This window comes from Gracilibacillus suaedae, assembly GCF_017599345.1.
GTDB lineage: Bacteria > Bacillota > Bacilli > Bacillales > Amphibacillaceae > Gracilibacillus > Gracilibacillus suaedae.
This window is the reverse complement of record NZ_JAGFVL010000020.1, coordinates 238,068-264,708: the sequence shown is the minus strand read 5'-3', so window position 1 is coordinate 264,708 and position 26,641 is coordinate 238,068. Positions and strand designations below refer to the sequence as shown.

The window sequence follows — 26,641 nt, the reverse complement described above, 5'->3', positions numbered from 1 at the left end:
CGAAGTGGGCAAGCCGAAGCGGTTGTTACGACTATTAATCATGTCAAAATAACTACTTTGAACAGGACCGGGTGGGTTTTCCCGGTTTTTCTTATGGACAAAAAAGATTGGAATAGGAAGAATTTGTCCAGAAGCTTTGGAACAACCTTAAGTCAACTCAACTAATAATATTCTTCTGGTTCACACCCTCCACTATGATAATGGCATTACGAAATAGCTTGCGTTAGGTAGCCTTCCTGCCTTCCTGTTTCTGCTCAATCCTTTTTTTACTAAGTAATCTGGACATCATCTGTTAAATAAATTTTCAAAATGAATACAGACGAGTAGGTTAAGAGGTACTCGAATGGAATTAGAATCTGTAAAAGGGGAAGTTCTGGTTCCAAAAGAGTATATAGAAAGACTACGAGATGTGCTGAATAATATTGATATATTAACTGTCAGTAACAAAAGAAAATCTCTTTTGGATCTGAATCTAAAATCGGAAACGTGTCCACGAGAGCCGCTCTTGAGGGTAAGAATTGTATAATTAACTTTATGTAAAATATATATTGCATAAAGGGAGATATAATGTATAATAATGTTATAACATAACAGGAGGTACAATGATGAATTTATTCAAAAACAAAATCCAAGATGAGCGTGTCGTTCATGAACAAAATAAGATTTATCGGGAAATTTATTTTTTAATTTATACAATCTGTTTAGTATCGGTAGTGTACAAATTTTTCATTTACGGCTTTGAGCTGAAGTATATAGCAACTGAAATAATTATTACTCTCGCAGCAGGTATTTATTATACTGTTCGTGCTTCGCAAAAAGGACTTTTTTCAGCTGAAGTGGAGATGCATGATAATAAAAGTAAGTGGAGTTACCAGACGAAAACGATTGTTATAGGTGTTGCAACTGGAATAGCATTAGGGCTATTCTTTGGAATCAATAGTGCTGTCAACTATGCAGAAACTCCACTAGAAAGGGTTTATTATTTCTTTCTTACGTTTGCAACGTCTATGATGTTTTATATACCAATTCTAGTTCTAGTACTTGTCATCAGTTATTCGACTGCCAAACATCAAAGTGATAAAGCGGTAGAAGAACAACTAGAGGATGACGAATCATGAAAAATCTGAAGCTGAAAGTAGCAAGAGTGGAGCACGATTTATCTCAGGCGGAACTAGCAGAAAAAATAGGGGTTACGAGGCAAACAATAGGTTTAATTGAACAGGGCAAATATAATCCAAGTCTGCAGCTATGTATATCGATTTGTAAAACATTAAATAAAACATTAGACGAATTATTTTGGCAAGAAGAAGACTAAGTGCATAACACACTTAGTCTTGATTTTTTTCATATTGTATTTTATGCAATCGTGCGAATACACCGTCTTTTGCTAGAAGCTCTTGATAGCTTCCTTCTTCGGCAATGCCTTCATTTGTCACGACTACTACACGGTCTGCGTCTTTAATAGTTGCTAAGCGGTGTGCAATGACTAATGTCGTACGGTTCTCGGCAAGCAGGTCAAGGGATTGCTGAATCATTCGTTCTGTTTCAGTATCTAACGCGGATGTTGCCTCATCCAGTATTAAAATAGGTGGATTTTTCAAAAACGTACGGGCAATCGCTAATCGTTGTTTTTGACCACCAGAAAGTTTTAAGCCACGCTCCCCGATTTGGGTGTCATATCCGGCTGGTAATTTTGCAATTACTTGGTCAAGGTGTGCTTTTTTCGCAGCATCGATAATCTCTTCATCTGTTGCCTGCTGGTTACCATAAGCGATATTTTCTCTCACAGTTCCAGTAAAAAGGAAGACATCTTGCTGTACAATACCGATTTGAGAGCGTAATGATTTTTTCGTCATTTTACGGATATCGATTCCATCTATCGTAATGGCTCCACCATTGACATCATAAAACCTTGGTATTAGTGAACAAATTGTCGTTTTCCCTGCACCAGAAGGGCCGACAAATGCCACGGTTTCTCCAGGGTTGATCTGTAAATTAATATTTTCTAATACTTGTTGTTGATCATCATAGGAAAAATTAACTTGATTAAATTGAATATCACCAGTTAATTTACTCACTGAAATGGCATTAGGATCATTTTTGATTTCCGGTTCTTTTGCAAGAATCTCCTGGAAACGACGAAATCCAGCCATTCCTTTGGGATACAATTCTAATAATGCACTGATTTTGTCTATCGGTTTTATTAAAACATTGGTATATAGTACAAAGCTGACTAATTCCCCATACTTTAGATCTCCATTAAAACTGAGCCATGCGCCAACTACAAGGACTATTACAGTAAGAAGACGAGTCATCATATAAATACTGGAATGTGTTCCTGCCATCACTTTATATGCTTTAATTTTTGCTTTGCGAAATAGTCCATTATCATGGTTGAATCGTTCTAATTCAAAATCTTCATTTGTAAAAGATTGAACGACTCTTACGCCAGATACAGCATCCTCGACACGGGCGTTCACACCAGCAATGTTGTGGTACATATTGTGCCATGCTTTATTCATCGCAATGTTACAATATGTTACTAAAGCAACTAACAGCGGGACCATCACTAATGCGATTAAAGCAAGTGTTGGATTAATGTTGAACATAATCCAAAATGCTCCGGTAAAAGTCATAATCGCAATGAAAAAGTCTTCCGGTCCATGGTGTGCCAATTCACCAATATCAAATAAATCATTGGTAATGCGGCTCATAATATGACCTGTTTTCGTATTATCAAAGAAACGAAAAGATTGGCGTTGTACATGTGTAAATAATTGCTCCCGCATATCTGTTTCAATATTAATGCCCAATTTGTGTCCTAAGTAACTGACAACATATTGTAAGAAGGTACTGAGCAGATAGACTGCAAATAACAAGATGCTGACTGTCACAATTAGATTCCAATCACGTTCAGGTAATAATTCATCAATTAACCACTGCACAGCAATTGGAAAAGCGAGCTCTAAGATCGCGACAATGACTGCACTGGAAAAATCAATGATAAACAGTCGTTTATGCGGTTTATAATAAGAAAAAAACTGCTTTAACATGTTCGTAATACTCCTTTTTGGTTATTGATTAACATATTATAGCAGAAATTTTCCAAATAAGCTTATTATAAAAAGTTTTTCTTAATACCTGATCTGCCTCCCTCGGTATAATGCTGGGGAATGCGTTGTGTTTTTTCCAGCTCTAGTTGGTACTGATACCATGCTGCTTGAAACGTTTGACGTATTATCCATAACCCAAAAATCACTTGTATGATCAAAGCTCCCCAGAACCAGTCTGTCGGAAGAAAACTTGTAACCACTACAGCGAATACCACTTGTAGTAAAAATAATCCCCAATGCATCAACAAGACAATCAAACTCCCTGTTAAAATCGCGAGAATAAGAAACCATTCCATTAACATCTTCTCATACCTCCATTATTGTGATATAGATCAATTCTTGGACACAATCGTTCCGCTAAAATAGTAAGTAAGAAGGTGGCGGGCGATCATGAACTCACTATTATTATGGATTCATATGGTGGCAGGTATTCTATGGATTGGTGGATTATTTTTTCTTGTTTGGGGTGTTTACCCTGCAATAAGGATCTTGCCAATCTTTCAGCAACAGCAATTTTTTCTGCAAATAATGAAATGGAGTCATAAAGGATTCGCTTTAGCAGGTATAACGGTTTTGCTAACAGGATTTTTAATGGGGATTAACGGACCAGTTAACGGTTTGACGATGCTTTTTACTACTTATTATGGAAAATGGTGGATTACTTCACTCTTCATTGGGTTATGTACATTAATATGGGGAAATTTTATTGGTTATCGTGCTTTTATAAAAGTGTTATCGCGGGACATCATTTGGAAGATGGCTGATAAAGGTTATCCGCGTTTATTATATTTTAGCTTATTACAAGTAGCTTTTATCTCTTCGATAGAAGGTTTAGGCTTTTTAATGCTGATTTGGCTGATGGTCATCATTTAGAAAAGAGGGATAGAATGAATAGGCACATCGATTTGTTTGGATATCGCCAATTGGATCATACCTATAAATATCAGGGAAGCTGGTGGAAGGTTATTCGTCCACCTACTTTAACAGGGTCGATCATGCCAATGATTTATGGTACGCTGATTGCTTCCGATGGAGATTGGCAAGCGATTCACTATCAGCATTTCTTACTGTTTGTTGTTATCGGGATTATGGTACAGATGGCAGTCAATATGCTTAATGACTATTTTGACTTTTTAAAAGGCCAGGAGGAAGGAAAATGGTTCAAGGCAGCTCAAGGTAAAATAGGAGTGACACCATACTTACAACAGATTCCTTTTGTATTTGTTGGTTTAGTAATCATGTTTTCCAGTTTAACGTTCTGGTTAGCGATTCGGACAAGTCTGGTAATTATCGCAATTGGGATTACTGGTTTAGTGCTCGGTTATTTTTATTCGGCAGGTCGTTCTTCCTTATCTACGTTAGGACTTGGAGAAGTCACGTCCACTTTTTCGTTAGGCTGGTTTCCCATTATGATTGCCAGCTATATTCAAATAGGATTCGTGACAAGGGAGACACTACTACTGGCACTTCCCTTTTGTTTTCTAATAGCATCGATGATTTTGACTAACAATATCCGTGACATTGACAAAGATCAATCCACAAGAAGAACGATAGCAATTCGAATCGGTCATGTAAAGGCATATTGGTTATTAATACTGATCATTATCGCAGCTTATTTATCTGTGTTTATATTGATCATGACCGACTTATTACCATTTACAACATCTGTGGTCTTATTGGCATTTCCGGTTAGTTACCAGTTAATGAAATATATCAAGCCGACGTCTAATAACATAAAAAAAGGGATGCCACAAGCAGCCCTTCATCATTTTATCTTTAGTTTATTAGTAATCATTGGAATGCTTTTATCAAGCTAACACCAGTTTCGCTAATCTCTTTCTAGGAAACACGGACCTTCGATTTCTTATGTTGTATTTTTTTGACGAGTACTCCTTGTCTTGGACTAAATAAATATGCAAATACAAAGAAGACACCAGTCATAGTGGCCATTGCACCTGCAATCGATACATTCCAGAAGCTGGCGACAATGTAGCCACTAATAGCAGACAAAATGCCAATGAGTCCGCTCAGCACTATGACTAGTAAAAATCGCTGGCTTAAAAGATAAGCAGTTGCTCCGGGAACAATTAACATGGCTACAACTAATATCGCACCAACACTATCAAAGGAAGCAACGGTAGATAGTGAGACCATCGACATTAACAAGTAATGGATAAAACCAACTGGAATACCAATTAACTTTGCATAAGCCGGATCAAATGTAGAGATTTTGATCGGACGATAGAATATGATGATCATTACGATATTAAGTATGCAAACAATGCCAAGCATCCAAACGGCAACAGGTCCGTAGCTTTCACCAGCAATCATTAATTGATTCCAAGGAACAAACGTAATCTCTCCCATCAATGCATGCTTAACATCTAAATGAACTTGGTTTCCGACAAATGAAATCAGTACAACGCCCAGTGCAAAAAGCGAGGTAAATACAACGCCGATTGCAGCATCAGATGGGATTCCTGTTCGATGTAGCATTTCAATAAAGATAGCAGTAAATAACCCGATCACCAATGCACCAATTAACATTGGGAAACCAGATATCGACTGGGTAACTAAGAAAGCGAGCACAATACCTAATAATACGGTGTGACTAATTGCATCTGCTATCATTGCCATTTTTCGCAGCACAAGAATCGAACCACTTATGCCACAAGTGAAACCTACAAGACATCCGGTAATAATAATCCACAACGTATAGGTTGTCATCTTGCTAACCTCCTAACGACCATGCCTCTTTTAGAGCCAAATAATAAGGAAATAAAGAATAGAACAGAAGCCGTTAAGACGATCATTGGTCCAGTCGGTAAATTTTGGATAACACTGCTCGATATCGTGCCAATCAATCCCGATATTGCCCCGAATGTCCCACTAATGACTGTCATTTTGCCAAGACTGTCTGTCCAGTACCTTGCAGCAAGGGAAGGGGTAATTAATAATGCAACGATTAATACGACACCTACCATTTGAATCCCGATAACAATAACAGCTACTAACAATGAGAATAGTAAACCATTGACCCATTTTACTGGGATTCCAATTCCTTTAGAAAAGGTAAAATCAAATGTTGTATAATAAAATTCACGAAAAAAGATTACAGTAAGTAGCAAAACAAGTAGGGAAACTACTCCAATAGTATAGACATCATTTTTTACAATGGATGCTGCCTGCCCGAAAATAAAAGAATCAATTCCTGCTTGGTTTCCGGACATATTTTGCTGGATGTAGGATAATAGTAAAATCCCAAATCCGAAGAAAACGGATAGAATCACTCCGATTGCCGCATCTGTTTTTAATTTCGTTTGTTTGATAATCATTTGAATAAAAGAAGTTGCTAAAAGACTTGTAACAGTAGCACCTATTAACAATACAGGCAGGGATTTGTTTTGAAACAAAATATACATAAATGCCACTCCTGGTAATGTTGCGTGTGCCATCCCATCACTAATTAAACTTTGCTTGCGTAAATAGACAAAACAGCCAATTACTCCACTAGAAAATCCTAATAATAAGCTACCGATCATGACCCAGCGAAAGTTCGGGCTTTCTAATAATGTGATCCATTCTGTTATCATAGCGAACTTCCCGCAATAGAAGGTGGAAAAGTTAAACTGCCTCCATATGTTCGTTCAATATTTTGCGGATGAAAGACATCACTCGTTTTACCACAACCGATTGTCTTTTTATTTAATAATAGAACATGGTCAAAATATTCCTGGACAGTTTGTAGGTCGTGATGTACGATGATGACCGTTTTTCCATCATTTTTCCATTGTTTCATTAATTGAATCATCATTTTTTCTGTTGCGGCGTCAACACCTGCAAAAGGTTCATCCATAAAATAGATCGGTGTGTTTTGCGCAAGTGCTCTAGCTAAGAAAATCCGCTGCTGTTGTCCACCAGATAACTGACTGATTTGTCTGGTTGCATATTTTTCCATTCCAATTTCTTTTAAGAATGTCATTGCTAAATCTTTTTCTTGCTTGGAAATGGGTCTAAATCGTTTGAAATGTTTGTAACGCCCCATTAAAACAACATCTAAAGCATTAATAGGAAAATCCCAATCTACTTCACTACGTTGTGGGACATAGCCGATTAGATCTTTTTGTTGTGTAAAAGGTTGTTCCAAAACATCAACTTTCCCCTTGGTGATGGGAACCAGTCCTAGTATGGCTTTCATTAGCGTGGACTTGCCAGCACCGTTTGGCCCGATAATGCCAGTAATCGAACCTTTAGGTACTTGAAAATGAATGTTTTCCAGCACTTTTTGTTGCTGATATTGCACAGATAAGTTGTGAACAGACAGTGCTAACATGAATACCCCTCCTATTTTAGTGCCTCTACAATCGTGTCAATGTTGTGTTTAACCATTCCGATATAGGTTCCTTCTTCCGTTCCTTCTTCTCCCATTGCATCAGAGAATAGTTCCCCACCAATTTCTACAGTATGTCCTTTTTCTTTGGCCCCTTCTACTACAGCCTCGATTGAGCGTTCAGAGACACTACTCTCGACAAACACACCTTTAACATCGCGATCGATCAATAATTGAATAATATGATTCACATCATGGACACTGTAGTCTGAATCTGTACTGAGTCCTTGCAAGCCAACAACATCAAATCCGTAACGCTCGCCAAAATAATGAAAAGCATCATGAGCGGTGACAAGAACTCTGCTTTGTTCTGGTATTTCATTAATTTGTTCTTTAACATATGTTTCTGTCTCCGTTAATTCTTCGAGGTATGTTTGAGCATTTTCTTGGAATTGTGTTTCATGATCTGGGTCTAAGCTACTCAGTTCGTCAGCTACTACTTGCACAACATCCTTCCAAATTGAGATGTCAAACCAAACATGTGGATCATAAACTTGCTCATTTTCAGGATCTGCTAATAGTTTAGCTGAGTCGATTTGTTCGGCAACCGCAATTGTCGGTTTTTGGCTTTCCATTTGTTCAAATATCTCATCCATTTGACCTTCAAGATGTAAACCGTTATAAAAGATGATCTCTCCACTTTCTAATGTTTCGATGTCACCTTGCACGGCATTGTACAAATGTGGGTCTACGCCAGGTCCCATTAAACTTTGCACTTCTACTAAATTTCCACCAACATTTTCTACAACATCTGCAATCTGCGCAATTGTTGTGACTACTTGTATTTCTTCGTTGTCACTACTTGCATCATTTGCCGCACAGGCACTAAGTAGCCCTAAACATAAAACAATCCCTAATAACCATTTTTTTGCCATAAGATTTTCCACCCCTAAAAAAGTTTTACTAGGGAAACTTTTGCGGCAAAAAAATAGACACGCCCACAAAAGTTTCCTATGTCTAAATTATATGTATTGATGAAAAAATGTCAACTATTTCTTTTCGGTTTTTTTGCTCTTTGGTATACTAAGGGAAATAATAAGCTTGATTTAGTGTGAAGGAGAGTATCATGACAACAATTAATGATATTGCAAGACTAGCTAATGTATCGCGTTCAACGGTTTCGCGCCACTTGAATAAAAATGGCTATGTAAGCCAGGAAGCCCAGGAACGAATTGATAAAGTTATCAAAGAGACCGGCTATTTACCGAGTCAATCAGCCCAATCGTTACGAACGAAAAAAACGGGTGTAGTTGGGGTGATTTTACCGAAAATAAGTACCGAAACAGCCAGTCGTGTTGTGGATGGTATTAATCAAGTGTTGCAGGAAAATGATTATCAAATGCTGTTGACGCAAACCTTATTGCAAAAGGAAAAAGAAATTGCCTTTATCAAACTGTTACAATCCCGAAATGTCGATGGGATTATTTTATTAGGAACCAATACAGATGAAGCTCTAGTGGAGGAGATCCAAAAAGCAGATGTTCCTGTCGTTGTATTAGGGCAAGAAATGCCGGGGACTACATCGATACATTATCCTGATTACAAGGCAACAGCGGAAATGATTAGCTACATGATTGACAAAGGCTATCGAGATATTAGCTTTATTGGGGTAGCGGAAGATGATCCTGCAGTAGGTATAATGAGAAAAGAAGCATATCTTGCTACTCTAAAGCAACACAATCTCCCATTTTTAGCTGAACGGATAGCTTATGGTGATTTTAGTATTGATTCTGGCTATCATGCGATGGAAACGATTATGAATCAAACGACGAAACCAGATGCTGTCTTTGTTGTAACGGATAATATGGCAGTTGGTGCGATGCAATATTTAAAAGAAAATCATTACCATATTCCTGAGGACATCGGCATAGCAACAACTGGAGTATCACGTTTATCCAAATATATCGAGCCTGTCCTAACAACGATTGATTTTCGGAACGAAGAAGCTGGTACTGCTATTACTCGTTTGCTCATGGAACAATTAAACGGTTACAAAAAAACAAAAAAATTAACCCATACCTATAGACGATTGTCAGGAAATAGTTTATAATCTGTTTTAACGAATGTGTGAGAACGATCCCATACCATTCGTTATCATTTTTATTCGATATGGAATCGATTCCACTTTCGTAAAAAATAGAGGAGGTAATCTCAGATGGCAAGTAATGAAGAGATAGCAAAACAAGTCATCAATGCCATAGGCGGAGAAGAGAACATTCAATCGATTGCTCACTGTGCAACGAGACTACGTGTTATGGTACATGATCGTGAGAAAGTGAATGTTGAAGAAGTAGAAGAGATTGATAAAGTAAAAGGAGCTTTCTTTAATTCAGGACAATACCAAATTATTTTTGGAACAGGAACAGTGAATCGAATTTATGAAGCAGTGACAAAGCAAGGTGTTTCTGGTTCATCCAAATCAGAAATGAAAGAAGAAACTAAAAAGCAAGGGACTGCTTTTCAACGGGCTATCCGCACATTTGGTGATGTTTTTGTACCAATTATTCCTGTTCTTGTTGCAACCGGTTTATTTATGGGGTTACGAGGACTGATTACTCAAGAACAAGTATTAGCATTATTTGGTTTAACACCCGATAGTATTTCGGATAACTTTCTATTATTTACTGAAGTGTTAACAGATACAGCATTTGTCTTTCTGCCAGCTCTTGTAGCATGGTCAACCTTTAGAGTATTTGGCGGCACACCTGTAATCGGTTTAGTACTTGGATTGATGCTGGTTTCACCATCATTGCCAAATGCATGGGCAGTAGCAGAAGGTGCAGCGGAACCACTTTACTTTTTAGGTTTTATTCCGGTAATCGGTTATCAGGGTTCCGTATTACCAGCGTTTTTTGCTGGTTTAATTGGGGCTAAGATTGAGAAGTTTTTCCGTAAACGTGTTCCAGAAGCATTAGACTTAATTGTAACGCCATTCTTAGTTTTACTAATTATGATCATCTTATCATTATTTGCATTAGGGCCAATACTACACTTAGTAGAAAATTGGATTTTTGACGGAACAATGGCATTACTAGAACTACCATTTGGATTAAGTGGATTAATTATTGGATTTTTCCATCAGCTCATCGTTATCACAGGTGTTCATCACATCTTTAATTTCTTGGAAATTCAGTTGTTAGAAAACCTAAATTACAACCCGTTCAACCCTATTATTACAGCATCGATTGCAGCCCAAGGTGGTGCAGCATTAGCTGTTGCTGTAAAATCAAAACAAAAGAAAATGAAGGCTTTAGCATATCCTTCATCATTATCGGCTTTTCTAGGGATTACCGAACCAGCTATCTTCGGTGTTAATTTACGCCATGGTAAACCATTTTTAATGGGATTAATCGGTGGAGGTATCGCTGGTTTTATTGCAACATTATTTAATTTGCAGGCAACCGGAATGGCCATCACCGTAATTCCTGGTATATTACTTTATTTGAATGAACAATTATTCTTATATATATTAGTAAATCTTGTTGCAATTGGTATCGCATTTGGTTTAACCTACTTCTTTGGGTATAAGGAAGATAAATAAAGCTGATGGTCAGCGCCTGTGATAAGAAAAGGCCGGATTGCTCCGGTCTTTTCTATATAAATGCATGGTCTTATAGACAAAAGGAATTCAGACCGACTTAAAATGTCCGTAAGAACGGATCTTATGGACAAAAAATAGTCAAATCAAGAAAAATGTCCACAATAATTTTACAAGGGGATAATCGAATGGATAGAGATCAAGAATTACGACAGAAAGTACAACAGGAAGTAGAAAAACATCAGGTGACCGTCGCTTCTGATCCTTACCGACCAACTTATCATATAGCACCGCCAGTAGGTCTTATCAATGATCCAAATGGTTGGATTCAATGGCATGGTATTTATCATCTTTTTTATCAATGGATGCCGTTTAAAACAGAGCATGGAGCTAAGTTCTGGGCGCATCTCTCTTCCACGAACTTAGTGGATTGGGAGGAGGAACCGATCGCCTTAGCTCCAAGTGACTGGTTTGACAAGGATGGTTGTTACTCGGGAAGCGCGATCTCACATGATGATCAGCTTCATCTTTTTTACACTGGTAATGTTAAAAATAATAGTGTTCGGGAGACATACCAATGTTTAGCTACATCAAATGATGGGGTTCACTTTGATAAAAAAGGGGTACAAATTGAACTTCCAAATGGATTCACTGCTCATTTTCGTGACCCAAAGGTATGGAAAGAGGACGGTAAATTTTATATGGTAATTGGAGCTCAAAAAGAAGATGAAACAGGATCTGTTGTTTGGTATAAGTCAGAAGATCTTCGAGACTGGCAGTTCCAAGGTATATTAGCAGAAGGATTCGGATATATGTGGGAATGTCCGGACTTTTTCTCACTAGATGGACAGAATGTACTGCTCTTTTCTCCACAGGGGTTGAAAGCAGATGGTATCAACTACCGAAATGTGTATCAAAGTGGTTATGTGCTAGGAGAATGGACGGATCACTTTGCGTTTGGTGCGTTTACTGAATTAGATCGAGGTTTCGAATTTTATGCACCACAAACCACTCTAGATGAGAAAGGGCGACGTTTGTTATTTGGGTGGATGGGCGTACCGGATCAGAAGGAAGAATATCACCCAACCAAAAAACATCATTGGATCCATCAATTAACATTACCTCGAGAACTAAAATTAAAGCATGGAAAAATCTATCAAAAACCGGTAGAAGAACTCGTCCAATTACGAGATAAATTCCTAGTAAATACACATGGGCCAACATTCAAAAGCATTCCAAGGGCAAGTGAAATGTTATTAAATGAAATTAGCGGTGAAAAAGGATATATTACGATATTCGATTATGCTACAATAGATTTTGATAATAAAAAACGAACTATCAAACTATCACGACCAGCTATCGACAACGGTGAAATAGAAGAACGAGTAGGGATTGTCGAAAAAGAATTAAAGGAGATTCATATCTTTATTGATCACTCTTCTATTGAAATATTTATTAATGGCGGGGAACTCGTTTTTACCTCACGTATGTTTGCTGATATTTCTCATTCAACAATAGAGGTACAAGCACAAGGTCAGCTGTCATTATGGTCGTTGAAGCAGAAATTTTAGGGAGGTAACCGTATTGAAGTTAGGTGCAATTGAAGCTGGAGGAACCAAATTTGTTTTAGCTGTGGGGAATGATCAAGGTGACATTCTTGAAAAAGAGGTTATACCAACAGAACATCCTGATGTTACCGTACCAAAAGTGTTGGCTTTCTTTGAAGGAAAAGGCATCGAACGTCTTGGGCTTGGAGGCTTCGGTCCGATTGATATTAACGAAACAAGTCCTGCATATGGTCAGTTACAAAAAACACCGAAAACAGACTGGGTGGATTATCCCTTAGGTGCCAAATTAAAGGAAAGTTTAGGTGTCCCGATTATCATTGATACGGATGTAAACGTAGCAGCGATGTCAGAAGCGAAATGGGGAAATGCGACAGATGTGGATACTTGCTTATATATTACTGTCGGTACTGGTATTGGTGCTGGAGCGTATTTCCATGGACAAACTTTAAAAGGATTATCCCATCCGGAAATGGGACATATTAAAGTCCGCCGGCATCCGGAAGATACTTATGAAGGTACTTGTCCATATCATGGCGACTGTCTCGAAGGTGTTGCTGCTGGTCCATCCTTAGAAAAAAGGTGGGGAAAGAAAGGTCATGAACTAGCAGATGATCAACAAGTCTGGGAAATCGAAGCTTTTTATTTAGCACAAGCATTAACAAGCTATATTTACATTTTATCACCAGAGCGAATTATTATGGGCGGGGGCGTCATGAAACAACAACAGCTCTTTCCTTTAATCCGAAGCAATGTACTAGAAATGCTTAATGGCTATGTCAGCTCACCATATTTAACCGAAAAAGAAATTGATCATTATATCGTATCGCCAGGATTAACTGATGAAGCAGGGGTGATAGGTGCTTTGTATTTGGCAATGCAGGAATAACCTTATTACTATGTGAATAGGGTTGAAGTTGTTTGTTAGAATCCAAACGGAACCATAATAAAACAGGAGATTGTATCCATGGAAGGTTAAAGGATACAGTCTTTTTTTATAGAAAAAGACCCTCAGCTCCATTCATTTGTCTACTCCACAAAAGAGCCTTCATCATCAAGCAATATAATCGCTTACATAATCCCACTGTGCTAAAATGAGACTAGATTTAATAGGAGAGGTGAAAGAGATGAAGAAGCTTGAATTAGGTAACAGTGGCTTGCAAGTCAGTGAAATTTCGTTAGGTTGTATGCGAATGGATCAATTGTCCACGCAAGATGCCAACCGTGTCATTGAAAATGCCCTTGAACTAGGAATAGATTTTTTTGATCATGCTGATATTTATGGTGCCGGTAAATCAGAAGAAATTTTCGCTGATGCGATTAATATGAATCCATCCATTAGAGAAAATATGGTGATCCAAACGAAATGTGGGATTCGTGAGGGCTTTTTTGATTTTTCCAAAGAACATATCCTTTCCTCTGTGGAAGGTAGTTTAAAACGATTAAAAACAGATTATATTGATGTGCTTTTATTACATAGACCAGACACACTCGTTGAGCCCGAAGAAGTGGCGGAAGCATTTAATCAATTGAAGCAAAGTGGAAAGGTTCGTCACTTTGGAGTAAGTAACCATAATCCTACTCAAATTGAATTACTGAAAAAATATGTCGAGCAAGACCTAGTAGCTAACCAACTGCAGTTAAGTTTGATGTTTACACCAATGATAGATGCTGGGCTTAATGTAAATATGGAGCATGATCCAGCAATTGTTCGAGATGGAGGGATTTTGGATTATAGTCGTCTTCATGATATGACAATTCAACCATGGTCGCCATTTCAGCACGGTTTCTTTGAGGGTGTATTTGTAGATAATGATCAATTCCCAATATTAAATGAAAAATTACAAGAGTATGCAGAGAAAAAAGGTGTTACGAAATCAGCGATTGCGATTGCATGGATTTTACGTCACCCAGCCAAAATGCAGCCTATTGTAGGTACTATGAATCCGAAACGCCTGCAAGATATTGCGAAAGCATCAGAAGTAAATCTGACAAGAGAAGAATGGTATGACTTGTATCGGATTGCGGGGAATAAGTTGCCGTAAGGGGATTGATAAAAATGGTCAGTATTGTAAATTATAAATGTCTCAAATATAACCAACGGGTTGTATTATTGCCTAAAAACACAGAACCTCCTATAATAAGGCCCAAGTGCTAGAATTGATTCTAGTAGGTTCTAAAGAATGAGGCTGGGAAAAAAGAGTAATTAGATAGGAAAAATCCGAACATTAATGTCTGAGTACACATATCGCTTCGGTAAAATACTACGCTTTCCGTGGGCGACCTTTAGCTAACTGTGTGAAAAAAAACACTTCACACAGTGGATCTTCGGCTTGTGCTCGTCATGAGAAGTCTGCGTATTTTTTCTATGCTTAGTTCAGATTGTTCGGATTCTCGTTCTACCTATTTAGTTATGTCCTAGTCTCTTTTTAAATCAGGAAAGTATAAAAATGGGGTGCCTGTCAAGTTTACTAGCATCCAGTAATTAGGCGACTTCATGGATCGCCCTACGATAAAAAAGACTTGCCGACAGGTGCAGCCAGAGGCCAAGTCCATTTTCATCGGCTAATTTCGGTTACATCCTGTGACCAAAGTCGATACTAGAACATCATGTTCGTCGTGCCTTTAGGTGAAAATCATCATCGGTTCGAAAACTCAACATGATTCTTTTATCTCAGTTGATTCTGAACTCGCTACGTTTCTAAACGTGCGTTTTGCGCTTTTAAAATTGGAACACTAGGACAACAAAAGAAAAAATACGATTACGTTTATAGGTGACAATCAGTCATTCTTGTCTTTTTCTCCTTAGCCAATTTCTTATAATTTTCTCCCCAATCTCTCATTAACAAAATAATAGGCTCTAAAGTTCTACCGAATTCGGTTAGTGAATATTCAACCTTGGGTGGAACTTGTGGATATACTTCTCGGTGAATAACACCGTCTGCTTCGAGTTCCCTTAATTGAAGTGTCAACATTCGTTGAGTAATACCAGACATTAATCTCCTAAGCTCATTAAAACGTTTTTTGTCCTCTATAAGATGATATAAAATAACTCCCTTCCATTTTCCGCCAATCACATCTAGGGTAGCTTCCACTGGACAACCTTCTGGACACCCATATCCGCTTTTTCTGTTTCTCAAGTTTAGAGCACCTCACTACTTAAAAAATATTTACCACATAAAGTATAAATACCATAAGTGTTAAAATATAACAAGAAAGTACGTATGTAGGTAACATAAATGTTACTATCCAACAAGATTGTGCCTTCTTACTAATTGGGTTATTAGTGATTATAATAGAATCGTATTTAAAATTTCCATTTAGGAGGCGGGAAAAGTGAAAGCTGTAGGGTTATATAATTATTTACCAATTCATCATAAGGAAAGTCTATTGGATGTAAATATTGAGAGACCAGTACCTGCTGATAGGGATATGCTTGTGAAAATAAAAGCAATATCAGTCAATCCTGTTGATGTTAAAGTTCGTGCACCTAAAGACAAAAAGGAGGAAGCACCAAAAATTCTCGGATGGGATGCATGTGGAGTAGTAGAAGAAATAGGAAATAATTGCACATTGTTTAAACCAGGAGATGAAGTTTATTACTCTGGAAGTATTTCTAGACCAGGCTCTTATAGTGAATATCATTTAGTCGATGAGAGAATCGCAGCCAAAAAACCGAAATCATTAAATTTTGCTGAAGCAGCTGCATTACCATTAACTGCTATTACAGCATGGGAAGGCTTATTTGATCGTTTGGAAATTGATTTGAATAATCAAAATCAAAATAGAACAATTCTCATCATTGGTGGAGCAGGAGGGGTTGGTTCCATTGCTATTCAATTAGCAAAACTAGCTGGTCTTACCATCATCGCAACTGCTTCTAGACAAGAAAGTAAAAAATGGGTAAAAGAGCTTGGAGCAAATTATGTTATTAATCATCATCAACCATTTCTTGCACAAATACAAGAAATTGGTTTCAATCATATAGATTATATTTTCTGTCTAAATAATACAGTTCAACATTGGGAAAGTATGGGTGAGGTAATTATTCCACAAGGAAAAATTTGCTCTATAGTAGAAAATAGTCAACCTCTTGATCTTAATGTTTTAAAAAGTAAAAGTGTAACATTTGTTTGGGAATTTATGTTTACTCGTTCTATGTACCAAACACCAGATATGATGAAACAGCATGAATTGCTAACAAATCTTAGCGAACTAATTGATAAGGGAAGTATCCGTACAACACTGAAAAAAAGAATCACTCCTATTAACGCAGAAACGCTACGTAAAGCGCATAGTATGGTAGAATCAGGCAGAATGATTGGGAAAGTTGTAATAGAAAATTTTTAAGCAAGTTTTTCTATATATACAGAAAAGGACATATAAAGATTGAAGTGATAATGCAGGTCGAATGTTGAAAAGTATTATTCCAACAGCCCTTTGGTAATTCGGTTATCAACTATTCTCGCGCTATGTAAGACTTTAGATTGCCAACCAGGGGATATCTAAGAATACAAAATTCATGAAAAAGCTCAAGAATAATAGAGCAGAATATTATATGTTTTTTCCTAGAGTTCGTATAATAAGGGGGAAGTAATTTGGAGGTGACAGATAATGGACAAAGATAAACTTAAAAAGGATATCATTGATGCGATGCATTTTCGCCATGCAACGAAGAAGTTCGATCCGAATAAAAAAATAGATGAAGCGGATTTCCAGTTCATACTTGAAACAGGATACTTATCTCCAAGTTCATTTGGTATTGAGCCATGGAGATTTTTAGTTATTCAAAGTCCGGAATTGCGCGAAAAAATCAAAAATACGTCATGGGGAGCAAAAGGGAAAGTAATGGATGCCAGTCATTTCGTTATATTCTTGGCTAGAACAGCAAAGGATACGAAATATGATGCTGAATATCTGCTTGACCATTACCAAAACGTACACCAATACCCTGACGAAGCATTACAAGGATTATTACCGATGATTGAAAACTTTCAAAAAGAAGATTTCGATTTATTGGTCGATGATCGCCGAATGCTAGACTGGTCTTCTAAGCAAACATATATTGCACTGGCTAACATGATGACAGTTGCTGCTCAAATAGGTGTTGATTCTTGTCCAATTGAAGGGTTCTCAATGAAAGAAATGAACGAATTATTACGTGAAGAAGGACTTTTAGAAGACGACAGCTTTTCGATATCCGTGATGGCAGCATTCGGCTATCGCGTGCAGGATGCTCCAGAAAAAAGCAGACGTCCGTTTGATGATATCGTGAAATTTGTATAATTGTACAGCCGTGGTTAAAGAAACCACGGCTTTCTTCACATATAAAGAGTCGTCATCATAATCCCTAATGTTTCTTGATATATCTCATCGAATTGACTAATGGGAAGTGGATTCATACCTGATCCTAACTCGACAGTGTAACCAGGCTTGCGAAACTCCTGTATAAACCAATCCTTGTATCCCGCAAAGCTATCAACATATTGAATGGCCTCATATCCGCTAACACGACTATATTCCTGAACAATCGTTTCAGATGCTGGTGGTTCCATTCCTTGAAATCCCCAAAAAATTACTTCACCTTGTGTATGAAAGGCATTCATTATTTCAAATGGTCTTGCCCTCGCCAAATCAGCCATGGCAATTGCTTCAGGTTCTGATAATGGCTCGTAACCAGGAAAGTCTCTTGGTGCAGGTGAATCTGGTTTTCTGGCTGCTTCTGTTTCCCATAATGCCGGATATTGATTATTAAGATCAACCCCATTAATATTAGCTTTCCATCCAGAAAAATCGGTATTTCCATTATTGAGCGACAGTACAAAATCTTGTTGCGGTCCTGCAGCCTCTGCGCCGTTGATGACAAGGTTAACGCCATCTGGATTAACCATCGGTACAAGTGAGAGTGTATTCGTTTCAAAGTAGGTTAGCATATCTAGACCGCGTATTGGTGAATTATTGGTCAATGCTAATGCATATTGATTGAGAAATAACATAATAACTGGGGTAGTGATCCATTCTTGGGCATGAAAAGATCCATTAATATGTTTTTGGCGTGATCCAGTACCTATTTGTAACTCTATAATTTCTTTGTCTAATACGGAATTTCCAATCGACTGTTGCTGAATAAAAGGGTAAAGATCGATAAGCTGTTGAAGGTCTGTAACCATTTTTTCATATGTGTAGTTATTAACATCATTAATGACTGGATTCGTGACTCGCTGAGGAAGAGTGATCGTTTGACCGATTTGCAGTTGGGTAGGTTGAACAGCAGGATTCATTCGCAATAAAAGGTCTAACGGTATTTGATTAGCTTGAGCTATTGACCAAAATGTATCGTTAGCATTTATTGTATAGGAAAGAGCTTGATAACCAGGAATGTTTACTGTTTGCCCGATCATTAGTTGGTTTGGGGTGAGCTGTTGGTTAGAAGCAATAATTAAAGGCAGAGGGATTCCGAATAATTGACTATAATACCAGAAAGAATCACCTTGTATAACTTGAATTTTCATCGTCGTGACCTCCGTTCTTAGCTACTATTTCATCATATGAACGAAAATCTTGAATCATGACAAATCGCCATTCCATCACAATGTGGAACGGCGATAAAAATTATTGTTAGAAAGGAGCTGTCCAGCCTCCATCAGCGGTAATCGTTGATCCATTAACGAATTTGGATTCCTCAGAAGCTAAGAATAACGCAACATTAGCGATATCTTCAGGAGTTCCCACGTTTGGAATCAGACTTTGCGACAATTTTGTTCGTTCAGAACCGAATTCACTAACATTTTTCATAGAGCCTTGTATATTTGTTTGAACTGCACCAGGTGCTATCGCGTTACAACGTATACCTTTTTGTGCATACATATGTGCTGTATTCTTCGTTAAACCAATGACAGCATGCTTAGAAGCTGTATATGTTGCTCCAGCATGTGCCCCGTTTAAACCACCAGAAGATGCAGTATTAATGATGATTCCTTGTCCTTTTTTCAGGAATATAGGTACCGCTTTACGCATCGCACGCATAACGGCTTTGGTATTCACATCAAAAATTAAATCCCAACGATCGTCGTCAATTTCACCAACTGGTTCGAATCCATCCATGATACCGGCATTATTCACTAAAATATCTAACGTACCGAATTCATTAACAGCCGTATCTATCATCAGGTCAATATCATGGGCATTTGCAATATTTACTTCAATTGCTTTGGCTTTGCCACCATTTTTTTCGAGTTCTCCGGCAAGACTATTCACACCATCAGCATTTAAATCTGCCAGTACAACCGCTGCCCCTTCACTTGAAAATCGTTCAGCGATAGCTTTTCCCATACCAGATGCAGCACCGGTAACAACAGCAACTTTGTCTTTTAATATCATCTTCATTCCTCCCATTGTGTTAGCGCTTAACTATAAATAAACAAATGTTTGTTAATCAACATTTGTTTACAGTATAATTTAAAAAGTATGATAAAAACAATCATCAATCCATGCTTTCATTGTTCATTAATGTACATTTTTGACCAATGTGTATATATATTGCGAAATAATAAACAAAAGGAGAGGAAATGTTTATGGATAATTACCATGACAGACGAGTGCGAAAGTCGAAAATTGCCCTGAAGAATGCTTTAATATCACTGTTACAACAGAAAAATCTTCAACAAATTACAGTGACAAAAATTGTACAAGCTGCCGACGTTAACCGTGGGACTTTTTATAAACATTATCAGTATAAAGAAGAATTATTAGAAGAAATGGTAGATGATGTTATCCTCGATTTAATTGATTCTTATCGCGAACCACTAAAAGAGGGTGAGAAGATTTCGATAGATAATTTAAATGTGTCTGCCATAAAAATATTTGATCATGTAGAAAAGCACGCGGATTTCTATACGATAATAGCAAAATCCAATGCACTTGTTGGATTACAGAGCCGAATTTGTATGCAGTTAACAGATTTAATGAAAGAGGTAGTAGAACAGACGCGTGAAATAAAGGGAATTGAACTCAATTTATTGGCAAGCTATCAGGCATACGCGATATGGGGGTTAATTAGGGAGTGGATTGACCAAGATTTTAAATATAGTGCTACCTATATGTCCAATCAACTGTTAACAATTCTGCATTTTACAAGATATAGTTAAAGCGAGAGCTATTCCCCTCGCCTTAACTATACTTTGCTTGGATACGCCTGTCTAATACGAAATTTCCAAATGGAATAAAGGCGACTGCAACGGCACTAAATAACCAGATAAATGACCAGCGTATTTTGTATGTGGTGTACAATGTGAAAAGTATGTATGCGATAAACAAAGCTCCATGAATACTTCCGACAACAGTAACTACTTCTGGTAAACCTGCCCAATATTTTAAGGGCATTGCAAGAAAGAGTAAGATTACAAGTGATGCTCCTTCGATGATACCAAGTATCCGGAAACGTTTAATATCCTTCAATGTCCTTCTAACCCCTTCCTTAGCCATTTATCAAGGTGTTAATCATCCGTAAAACCCCCACGGTGAGGGAAGTATCACTTTATCTATTTATTATAGCAAACATCTTGCTGTAATACACCATGCTTGATGAAATGTAATTGTACTTGATAATTATGAATCGATTCGTCTAATGGAAGGTCTTTTGAGAACTTTTCAATAATATTATGAAATGTAATAGCAGAAATCATTTTCATTAATTGAAATAATTCTTCTTCATTTTCTATTTTTAAAGAAGCTAAATTTAACTGACTCTGCACTTGATGAAAATGATCAAGCTTTTCCTTACTAGCAAAGATACCTGATAATGTCTCTTCTATTTTAGAATTCATGTTTAATAGTGCATTTCGGAAAAAAGAAAATTGTTCTTCCACGATCAATCGGTAAAATTCAATACAAGTGTCAAATAGATTCCCATTATTATTCTGAAGAATACAAAGATATTTTTCCATAGCTAAACTAGTTTGTTGATTAAAAATATAGAAATAGGCATCCTCTTTATCAGTAAAATATTGATAAAAGCTGCCTCGGGGAATTTCAGCATATTCAATAATCTTAGCAATGGACGCTGAAGCTAATGGAGCTTTTGTAAATTCTCGATGAAGCGCGTCTAGTAATTTTTGTTTCTTTTCCTTTGGCAAATTAAAAAAAGTCTCATTCGGCACTTTTGTTACTCCTTTTTATGATTATTTAGGTAAGCTGTGAAACAGGCAGCAGATAGAAATATCTTTCATTATTATTTAAATAAATAGTTTTATATTTTATTAGGGTGCTAACCGTCTATAAGCCCCCATTTCGAGCTTCAAGTAACACAAGGATAAGTCTAAGGATAACAGACGTTAACACCCTGATAAGTTTCACTAATGATCAGTGGAGGTCAAAAGCCCCACTGATCATAGTCTTACTTTATTAATAGAAAACTCCTTGTGGAAAACACGTAACATGTCACAAAGGAGTCAGTATGGCTAATGTGTGCCATGTGTAAGAGTATCTGATTGAATGAATAATTGAAACGGTATCTATTATATCGGACATAGTTTGAAAATTATAAGCTAAAAATAAAATATCATGTGCAAAATTTTAGTATATGCTGGGATTAAATAAAGAACAGCAAATTACTAGAGTTTTACCCAAAGTTTTCTGATTACGAATGGTGGTCCAATGGATCAAACGTTATTTTATGCGGTTTATTTATATGAGAAGGCATTTACTCATTTTGACATGGCTATGCTTCAGCATTAGCTGGGGTTTTATTAATTATATGTGCGGTATTTACAGCATTTATTTTTAAAACAGCGAAGAACTGGGTTTATTACGAGTCGGAAGGAGGTAACTAACCGTGCAGAAAAGAAGAATGCGGAAGACAATTCTCTATCATGGCTTCATCTGGTAGCCTTTTTAGCTCTAGGCTTACAAATGTTTTCAGATCCATCTTCTTTGTCAGCATGGGTGCCAATGTTTGCCATGTCTGTGGCATCGATTGTACCACAATTATTAGTCTTTTTGTTTATTCAAAAGTATTTAGTGGAGGGGATTACAGCAGGGAGTGTGAAAGGATGAAGTTGTTACTACTTTTCTTTATTGCGAAACGAAGCCCCTTTATTGCGAAATTCCGTCTGTTTATTGCGAAACGAAGCTCCTTTATTGCGAAATCCCACTCTTTTATTGCGAAACCAAAATTTCTAGTTGTCTAATCAAGTACACTCTCAGTCAAAATTATTACAAAATAAAACAATATGAGCTATTTTATTAATCTGTCGCTTGCCATACAATATAGTGAGACTATGATCTGTTTACTACTTAGCGAGATGAATTAGGAAAATTGCATCATTACATTATAACGGTGTAAAGTTAGAGTTGATATTGAAAACGTTTTATTATTTTTCTGGCATTATATAGAAGGAGTGACAAACAAATGGCAAAAGTGAGATTAGGAATCATTGGTTTAGGACAGCAGGGTGGAGCTTATGGAAATATGATTAAAGAAGGTCGTATTAGCAATATGGAGATTGGCGCGCTTTGTGATAATGATCCCGAAAAGAAAAAACGTGCAGATCAAGAATTTCCGGGAGTACCTTTTTATCAAGATTATCTTGAGATGTTAAATAGTGGAAATGTTGACGCGGTTGTAACCTGTGTCCCACATTACTTACATCCGGAAATGGGAATCGAAGCCCTTGAACGTGATATTCATGCACTCTTGGAAAAGCCTGCAGGTGTATATACTAAACAAGTTAAAGAAATCAATGACTTCGCCAAAACTAAACCAGATCTAACTTACGCAATTATGTTTAATCAGCGCACCAATCCTCTTTATCAAAAAGTAAAAGGAATCATTGATAACAAAGAAATAGGAAATATTAGAAGAACAAACTGGATTATTACGACCTGGTGGCGTCCACAAGGTTATTATGATGCAGGTTCATGGCGAGCGACATGGGATGGTGAAGGTGGCGGTGTATTAGTAAACCAGGCACCACACCAAATTGATCTACTCCAATGGATCTGTGGGATGCCAGAAAAGATTTACACGAAGGCACAATATGGCTACCAACGAAACATCCCTGTAGAAGATGATGTAACAACGGTATTAGATTACGGAAACGGTGCAACTGGTGTATTTATTACTTGTACTCATGATGTGATGGGAACGGATCGTTTAGAAATTCATGGTGACCAAGGAAAAATTGTTGTGGATGACAGTAAAAAAGTAACGATAAAACGATTAAATAAACCGGAAAAAGAAATGAGCGATACGATGTCGATGCGAGAAGTATCAAAATTATTCCAAGGTGAAGGACCGGGCGCGATTTATCAAGAGGAAGTGTTGCATTTTGATAGTGTGTGGGGGGGACAACATATTGCTGTTTTAGAAAATTTCGCTGCCAATATTTTAGATGGAACTCCATTGATTGCACCAGGTAGTGATGGGATTCATGGCGTGGAACTGGCAAACGCCATGCATCTATCAAGCTGGTTGAATAAAGAAGTAACTTTGCCAATCGATGAAAAGCAATATCTAGAAGAACTAAACAAGTTAAGAGAACAAGAAATCAGATCAAACATTCATTCATGACAAAGGGTGTGATATAGTGCTGCGAGTTGGAATAATTGGCCTCGGTGATATTTCAAAGATTCATCTAGCGGCGATTAACGAAAATGCACATGCTGAATTAACAGCAGCTTGTGATATAGATCCATTATTAGAGAATAGTGTAAAAGGAGTCCCTTTTTTTACAGATTATCAAGCTATGTTAGACGAAATAGTCCTTGATTGTGTCCATATTTGCTTGCCACACTATTTACATTATCCAGCAGCAAAAGCAGCTGTAGAAAACGGCGTGCATGTAATATTGGAAAAGCCTCTTGCACATCATGTAACAGACAGCCGTGCCATCGTAGAATTGGAAGAGCAACACCCTGATGTAAAAATATGTGTCAGTCTTCAGAATCGATTGAATGAAACCGTGGAAGAACTGGCATCGATTATTGCTAGTGGTAAATACGGGGAAGTAAAAGGGGTAAAAGGAATTGTCACATGGCATCGTCCAAAATCCTACTATGATGCAAAGCCATGGCGTGGTTCGATGGAATTGGCCGGGGGTGGTGTCATGATCAACCAATCGATTCATACATTAGACCTTTTACAATGGTTGGGCGGCAAGATAGATAGTATTCGAGGTTCGATCGATTGTTTACTAGATTATGGCTATGAAGTGGAGGATACTGCAACTGCTCATATTAAATATCAAAATGGTGCCACAGGTCTCTTTTTTGCGACTAATTCTAATTCCGAGAACTCCTCTGTCGAATTTCAAGTTAACTTAAAGAAGGCAATACTGACGATAAAAGACAGTATTTTAACGATTACCAATGAAAATGGAAAGAAAGTGAGATTGGCAGAAGATCGAAAATTACCAGGCACTAAATTTTATTATGGAGCAAGTCATGTAAAATTAATTGATCAATTTTATCAAGCAATTATGGAGGATAGTAATGAGTATATTCATGTAAAAGATGCGCAAATTTCGATGGAAATGATTCATTTGATTCGGGAATCCTCAGACACGAAACAAACAATGAAAATGAATCTTTTTCATGACCAAACATAAGAAAAGCCCGCCAAGTCCTTTGTTAGCTTTTTGTTACTTGAAGCTTGAGGTGGGATCTTACCGACGTTTAGTCGTGATAAATGTTTTTATTAGGAAAATCACCTGAAAACACTTACAATAGGTAGTAGATTAAAAGATGTAAGGAGTGTTAGTGGAATGAGTAAAGCAGATGGTATGATCTATGCACCAAAAGGAAAGCCGAATCCAGTTGTCAAAGAAGGGGAATTTGTCTTTGCAGCAGCAGGATTAGACCATGGCCATATTTTCGGACAATGTAATGGACTATTGGAAGCTGGTGCTACTTTAAAGTGGGTTTATGATCCAGACCAAGAAAAGGTAGATAATTTTCTAAAAAAATTTCCACAAGCCCAACAAGCAGAGTCTTTAGAACAAGTGTTAGACGATCAAGAAGTGAAGCTTGTTGCAGCAGCAGCCATTCCATCTGAGAGAAGTACCTTAGGCAATCGTGTTATGAGAGCGGGGAAAGATTACTTCACAGACAAAACACCATTCACAACCCTCGAACAATTAGAAGAAACCAAAAAGGTGGTAGAAGAAACAGAACAAAAATATATGGTTTATTACAGTGAACGGTTGCACGTGGAGAGTGCTGTTTTTGCAGGGCAACTAATCGAACAAGGTGCGATCGGTAAAGTGATTCAAGTTACAGGTTTTGGCCCACACCGCTTAAATGCACCGAGTAGACCAGATTGGTTTTTCCAAAAAGAGAAGTACGGTGGTATATTATGCGACATAGGTAGCCACCAGATTGAGCAATTTTTATTTTATACTGGATGTGAAGATGCAGAAGTATTGCACAGCAAAGTTGGTAATTATGATAATCCTGATTATCCTGAGTTGGAGGATTACGGTGATGCCACATTACGAGGAGATAATGGAGCAACACAATTTTTTCGTGTCGACTGGTTTACTCCAGACGGTTTAAGAACTTGGGGAGATGGAAGAATGTTTATTGTTGGTACAGAAGGAACGATTGAAATTCGCAAGTATGTTGATTTAGCGACAGATAAAGGTGGAAATCAGCTTTATCTTGTGAATCAAGAAGGGGAAAAGCATTTTGACTTGAATGGAAAGGTAGGTTTTCCATTCTTTGGTGAATTGATTAAAGATTGTATGCATCGCACCGAGAATGCGATGACACAAAAACACGCATTCAAAGCAGCTGAACTCTGTTTACAAGCACAAGAACAAGCGATAAAGGTAACATAAAGACTAAACAAGAGGCTGCCCCGTAAGTTACCATCAATCACTTATGGGCAGTCCTTTTCGTTTGCTTACATAGAATAGAAGTTGTATTTACTGACGAGTCGAACTCTCTACAGGATGCGAAAGCAAGAAAAAATCGTTTTCTCGACGAATAGACCACATCTCACCGCATTGTCACCTCACTTATTTCTTGATAAAGAAAA

The 26,641-nt window shown here is 37.4% G+C and carries 28 protein-coding genes and 1 pseudogene; 18 read left to right on the top strand and 11 right to left on the bottom strand.

What is annotated here, in order from left to right; all coding sequences use genetic code 11:
• Positions 1 to 605: 605 nt before the first annotated feature.
• Together J5J03_RS05490 and J5J03_RS05485 are read left to right on the top strand one after the other, a co-directional pair.
• The gene (locus tag J5J03_RS05490; protein ID WP_208587076.1) at positions 606 to 1,118 is read left to right on the top strand and encodes a DUF6773 family protein; all 513 of its coding nucleotides are present in this window, start codon (positions 606 to 608) and stop codon (positions 1,116 to 1,118) included.
• Positions 1,115 to 1,315, top strand: a complete 201-nt coding sequence (locus J5J03_RS05485) for a helix-turn-helix transcriptional regulator (protein ID WP_208587073.1) — start codon at positions 1,115 to 1,117, stop codon at positions 1,313 to 1,315. The genes J5J03_RS05490 and J5J03_RS05485 overlap by 4 nt, the downstream gene beginning before the upstream one ends.
• A gap of 13 nt (positions 1,316 to 1,328) precedes the next feature.
• Here J5J03_RS05485 and J5J03_RS05480 read toward each other — a convergent pair whose 3' ends face one another.
• Complete coding sequence (locus J5J03_RS05480) at positions 1,329 to 3,053, bottom strand: ABC transporter ATP-binding protein (RefSeq protein WP_208587070.1); 1,725 nt, start codon at positions 3,051 to 3,053, stop codon at positions 1,329 to 1,331.
• Positions 3,054 to 3,118: 65 nt separating this feature from the next.
• Positions 3,119 to 3,415 (bottom strand): hypothetical protein, encoded by a 297-nt coding sequence (locus tag J5J03_RS05475; protein ID WP_208587069.1) that lies wholly within the window; start codon positions 3,413 to 3,415, stop codon positions 3,119 to 3,121.
• An 88-nt stretch (positions 3,416 to 3,503) separates the two neighbouring features.
• On the opposite strand from J5J03_RS05475, the gene J5J03_RS05470 reads away from it, so the two are divergent.
• Together J5J03_RS05470 and J5J03_RS05465 are read left to right on the top strand one after the other, a co-directional pair.
• Positions 3,504 to 3,986, top strand: coding sequence for a hypothetical protein (locus J5J03_RS05470; RefSeq protein WP_208587066.1), 483 nt, complete (start codon positions 3,504 to 3,506; stop codon positions 3,984 to 3,986).
• A gap of 14 nt (positions 3,987 to 4,000) precedes the next feature.
• Positions 4,001 to 4,930, top strand: a complete 930-nt coding sequence (locus J5J03_RS05465; protein WP_208587064.1) for a prenyltransferase — start codon at positions 4,001 to 4,003, stop codon at positions 4,928 to 4,930.
• Positions 4,931 to 4,952: 22 nt separating this feature from the next.
• Here J5J03_RS05465 and J5J03_RS05460 read toward each other — a convergent pair whose 3' ends face one another.
• Genes J5J03_RS05460 through J5J03_RS05445 form a run of 4 tightly spaced genes read right to left on the bottom strand, consistent with a single transcriptional unit; the run spans position 4,953 to position 8,378 of the window.
• Complete coding sequence (locus J5J03_RS05460; RefSeq protein WP_208587062.1) at positions 4,953 to 5,840, bottom strand: metal ABC transporter permease; 888 nt, start codon at positions 5,838 to 5,840, stop codon at positions 4,953 to 4,955.
• Positions 5,837 to 6,706: a metal ABC transporter permease gene (locus J5J03_RS05455; RefSeq protein WP_208587060.1), complete on the bottom strand. Its 870-nt coding sequence runs from the start codon at positions 6,704 to 6,706 to the stop codon at positions 5,837 to 5,839. The genes J5J03_RS05460 and J5J03_RS05455 overlap by 4 nt, the downstream gene beginning before the upstream one ends.
• On the bottom strand, positions 6,703 to 7,446 hold the full coding sequence (locus J5J03_RS05450; RefSeq protein WP_208587058.1) for a metal ABC transporter ATP-binding protein: 744 nt from the start codon (positions 7,444 to 7,446) through the stop codon (positions 6,703 to 6,705). Before J5J03_RS05450 ends, J5J03_RS05455 begins: the two co-directional genes overlap by 4 nt.
• An 11-nt stretch (positions 7,447 to 7,457) precedes the next feature.
• Entirely contained in the window at positions 7,458 to 8,378 is a 921-nt protein-coding gene (locus J5J03_RS05445; RefSeq protein ID WP_208587056.1) for a metal ABC transporter solute-binding protein, Zn/Mn family, read from the bottom strand.
• Positions 8,379 to 8,569: 191 nt separating this feature from the next.
• Here J5J03_RS05445 and J5J03_RS05440 point away from each other — a divergent pair, with 191 nt between their 5' ends.
• From J5J03_RS05440 to J5J03_RS05420, 5 genes are all read left to right on the top strand, one after another.
• Positions 8,570 to 9,553: a LacI family DNA-binding transcriptional regulator gene (locus tag J5J03_RS05440; RefSeq protein ID WP_208587046.1), complete on the top strand. Its 984-nt coding sequence runs from the start codon at positions 8,570 to 8,572 to the stop codon at positions 9,551 to 9,553.
• 105 nt (positions 9,554 to 9,658) lie between these two features.
• Positions 9,659 to 11,044: a sucrose-specific PTS transporter subunit IIBC gene (locus J5J03_RS05435; RefSeq protein ID WP_208587044.1), complete on the top strand. Its 1,386-nt coding sequence runs from the start codon at positions 9,659 to 9,661 to the stop codon at positions 11,042 to 11,044.
• A 185-nt stretch (positions 11,045 to 11,229) separates the two neighbouring features.
• A complete protein-coding gene (locus tag J5J03_RS05430) occupies positions 11,230 to 12,612 on the top strand; it encodes a glycoside hydrolase family 32 protein (protein ID WP_208587042.1) in 1,383 nt (460 codons plus the stop codon).
• A gap of 13 nt (positions 12,613 to 12,625) precedes the next feature.
• Positions 12,626 to 13,495: an ROK family protein gene (locus tag J5J03_RS05425; protein ID WP_208587040.1), complete on the top strand. Its 870-nt coding sequence runs from the start codon at positions 12,626 to 12,628 to the stop codon at positions 13,493 to 13,495.
• A gap of 238 nt (positions 13,496 to 13,733) precedes the next feature.
• Positions 13,734 to 14,651 carry an aldo/keto reductase gene (locus J5J03_RS05420; RefSeq protein ID WP_208587038.1) on the top strand — a complete coding sequence of 306 codons (918 nt, stop codon included), beginning with the start codon at positions 13,734 to 13,736 and terminating at the stop codon, positions 14,649 to 14,651.
• 723 nt (positions 14,652 to 15,374) lie between these two features.
• On the opposite strand, the gene J5J03_RS05415 is transcribed toward J5J03_RS05420, so the two are convergent.
• A complete protein-coding gene (locus J5J03_RS05415) occupies positions 15,375 to 15,746 on the bottom strand; it encodes a winged helix-turn-helix transcriptional regulator (protein ID WP_208587037.1) in 372 nt (123 codons plus the stop codon).
• A gap of 196 nt (positions 15,747 to 15,942) precedes the next feature.
• Here J5J03_RS05415 and J5J03_RS05410 point away from each other — a divergent pair, with 196 nt between their 5' ends.
• The 3 genes and pseudogenes from J5J03_RS05410 to J5J03_RS05400 all read left to right on the top strand — a co-directional run bounded on the left by J5J03_RS05410 (position 15,943) and on the right by J5J03_RS05400 (position 17,892).
• Complete coding sequence (locus tag J5J03_RS05410; RefSeq protein WP_208587036.1) at positions 15,943 to 16,956, top strand: zinc-binding alcohol dehydrogenase family protein; 1,014 nt, start codon at positions 15,943 to 15,945, stop codon at positions 16,954 to 16,956.
• Between the two features lie 66 nt (positions 16,957 to 17,022).
• Positions 17,023 to 17,115: pseudogene (locus tag J5J03_RS05405) on the top strand (helix-turn-helix domain-containing protein); the annotation flags it as partial.
• A gap of 105 nt (positions 17,116 to 17,220) precedes the next feature.
• Positions 17,221 to 17,892, top strand: a complete 672-nt coding sequence (locus J5J03_RS05400; protein ID WP_208587033.1) for an NAD(P)H-dependent oxidoreductase — start codon at positions 17,221 to 17,223, stop codon at positions 17,890 to 17,892.
• A 35-nt stretch (positions 17,893 to 17,927) separates the two neighbouring features.
• Here J5J03_RS05400 and J5J03_RS05395 read toward each other — a convergent pair whose 3' ends face one another.
• Positions 17,928 to 19,118 carry a M14 family metallopeptidase gene (locus J5J03_RS05395; RefSeq protein ID WP_208587031.1) on the bottom strand — a complete coding sequence of 397 codons (1,191 nt, stop codon included), beginning with the start codon at positions 19,116 to 19,118 and terminating at the stop codon, positions 17,928 to 17,930.
• 106 nt (positions 19,119 to 19,224) lie between these two features.
• Positions 19,225 to 19,986 carry an SDR family oxidoreductase gene (locus J5J03_RS05390; protein ID WP_208587029.1) on the bottom strand — a complete coding sequence of 254 codons (762 nt, stop codon included), beginning with the start codon at positions 19,984 to 19,986 and terminating at the stop codon, positions 19,225 to 19,227.
• Between the two features lie 194 nt (positions 19,987 to 20,180).
• Here J5J03_RS05390 and J5J03_RS05385 point away from each other — a divergent pair, with 194 nt between their 5' ends.
• Positions 20,181 to 20,753 (top strand): TetR/AcrR family transcriptional regulator, encoded by a 573-nt coding sequence (locus tag J5J03_RS05385; protein WP_208587027.1) that lies wholly within the window; start codon positions 20,181 to 20,183, stop codon positions 20,751 to 20,753.
• A 22-nt stretch (positions 20,754 to 20,775) separates the two neighbouring features.
• Here the strand turns inward: J5J03_RS05385 and J5J03_RS05380 are convergent, their stop codons facing one another.
• Both J5J03_RS05380 and J5J03_RS05375 read right to left on the bottom strand, forming a co-directional pair.
• Positions 20,776 to 21,090, bottom strand: coding sequence for a DUF3817 domain-containing protein (locus J5J03_RS05380; RefSeq protein WP_208587025.1), 315 nt, complete (start codon positions 21,088 to 21,090; stop codon positions 20,776 to 20,778).
• Positions 21,091 to 21,146: 56 nt separating this feature from the next.
• Complete coding sequence (locus tag J5J03_RS05375; RefSeq protein WP_208587024.1) at positions 21,147 to 21,764, bottom strand: TetR family transcriptional regulator; 618 nt, start codon at positions 21,762 to 21,764, stop codon at positions 21,147 to 21,149.
• Between the two features lie 598 nt (positions 21,765 to 22,362).
• Here J5J03_RS05375 and J5J03_RS21950 point away from each other — a divergent pair.
• The 5 genes from J5J03_RS21950 (at position 22,363) to J5J03_RS05350 (ending at position 26,441) form a co-directional block, all read left to right on the top strand.
• Positions 22,363 to 22,659: a hypothetical protein gene (locus J5J03_RS21950; RefSeq protein ID WP_231710608.1), complete on the top strand. Its 297-nt coding sequence runs from the start codon at positions 22,363 to 22,365 to the stop codon at positions 22,657 to 22,659.
• Complete coding sequence (locus J5J03_RS05365) at positions 22,656 to 22,793, top strand: hypothetical protein (protein ID WP_208587021.1); 138 nt, start codon at positions 22,656 to 22,658, stop codon at positions 22,791 to 22,793. The genes J5J03_RS21950 and J5J03_RS05365 overlap by 4 nt, the downstream gene beginning before the upstream one ends.
• Positions 22,794 to 23,014: 221 nt before the next feature.
• Entirely contained in the window at positions 23,015 to 24,175 is a 1,161-nt protein-coding gene (locus J5J03_RS05360; RefSeq protein ID WP_208587019.1) for a Gfo/Idh/MocA family protein, read from the top strand.
• Between the two features lie 16 nt (positions 24,176 to 24,191).
• Positions 24,192 to 25,211 carry a Gfo/Idh/MocA family protein gene (locus J5J03_RS05355; RefSeq protein WP_208587017.1) on the top strand — a complete coding sequence of 340 codons (1,020 nt, stop codon included), beginning with the start codon at positions 24,192 to 24,194 and terminating at the stop codon, positions 25,209 to 25,211.
• A 156-nt stretch (positions 25,212 to 25,367) separates the two neighbouring features.
• Positions 25,368 to 26,441: a Gfo/Idh/MocA family protein gene (locus tag J5J03_RS05350; protein ID WP_208587015.1), complete on the top strand. Its 1,074-nt coding sequence runs from the start codon at positions 25,368 to 25,370 to the stop codon at positions 26,439 to 26,441.
• The last annotated feature ends 200 nt before the right edge of the window (positions 26,442 to 26,641 follow it).